Here is a 1,237-nt window from a genome sequence, read left to right as displayed (position 1 = left end):
AGGGCTGGAGCATGGAGGGGGAGCATGGAGGGGGAGCATGGGTCGCAAGCGTCACACGCCCGAGGAGATCGTCGCCAAGCTGCGGCAAGTGGACGTGCTGGTCTCGCAGGGGCAGACCGTTGATGCCGCGGCGCGCTCAATCGGCGTCACCCAGACCACGTATCACCGCTGGCGCAACGAGTTCGGCGGGCTCAAGCTCGATCAGGTGAAGCGCCTCAAGGAGCTCGAGGCGGAGAACGCCCGGCTCAGGCGGGCTGTGGCCGATCTCACCCTCGACAAGGTCATTCTGGCCGAGGCCGCAAAGGGAAACTTCTAAGCCCCGCCCGCCGCAGAGCCTGCATCGAGCACGTGCGAGCGGTCACCGGTGTCTCGGAGCGGCGTGCCTGCCAGGTACTGGGCCAGCACCGGTCCACGCAGCGCAAGGTGGCTCGCACGCCCGACGACGAGGCCCGGCTCACGGCCGACATCGTGCAACTCGCTCGCCAGTACGGGCGGTATGGCTATCGCCGCATCACGGCCTTGCTGAAGCGGGCGGGCTGGTGCGTGAACCGTAAGCGAGTCGAGCGGATCTGGCGGCGGGAGGGGCTCAAGGTACCCCAGCGGCAACCCAAGCGCGGTCGGCTGTGGCTTGCTGACGGCTCGTGCATACGGCTGCGGCCTGAGCGGCCAAACCACGTTTGGGCTTATGACTTCGTCGAGGATAGGACCCATGATGGGCGGAGGTTCAGGATGCTCAACGTCGTCGACGAGTTCACCCGCGAGTGCCTCGCCATCAAGGTCGCCCGCAAGCTCAAGGCTGCCGACGTCATCGCGCTGCTTGCCGACCTGTTCGTCACCCGCGGCACCCCCGAGCACATCCGCTCAGACAACGGGCCCGAGTTCGTGGCCAAGGCGGTCCAGGGCTGGATCGCGGCGGTCGGGGCCAAGACGGCCTACATCGAGAGGGGCTCGCCGTGGGAGAACGGTTATGTCGAGAGCTTCAACGGCAAGCTCCGCGACGAGCTGCTGCAGGGCGAGATCTTCTACAGCCTACGCGAGGCTCAGGTGCTGATCGAGGCCTGGCGCCGGCACTACAACACCCTCCGGCCTCACTCGGCTTTGGGCTACCAGCCTCCCGCCCCGGAGGTGACGCTAGGGCCAGCTGCGCAACCCCGACCCGCTCCGCAGGCCACCCCACCCGTCGCGCAGGTCTCAATCCAATAACATTCCGCCCTGATCACCAAATGGGGGCTGGTCA

Annotated in this window: 1 protein-coding gene; it reads left to right on the top strand. The window is 67.0% G+C overall.

Annotation, left to right across the window (positions count from 1 at the left end; translation table 11 throughout):
* Nucleotides 1-37 precede the first annotated feature (37 nt).
* A protein-coding gene (locus MFF55_RS25650; protein WP_238246931.1) for an IS3 family transposase occupies nt 38-1,203 on the top strand; the annotation gives its coding sequence in 2 pieces (ribosomal slippage) (nt 38-302 and nt 302-1,203; 1,167 coding nt in all).
* Nucleotides 1,204-1,237: the final 34 nt, after the last annotated feature.

Source organism: Methylobacterium iners, from assembly GCF_022179305.1.
Lineage (GTDB): Bacteria > Pseudomonadota > Alphaproteobacteria > Rhizobiales > Beijerinckiaceae > Methylobacterium > Methylobacterium iners.
This window is presented reverse-complemented; position numbering and strand designations above follow the sequence as displayed.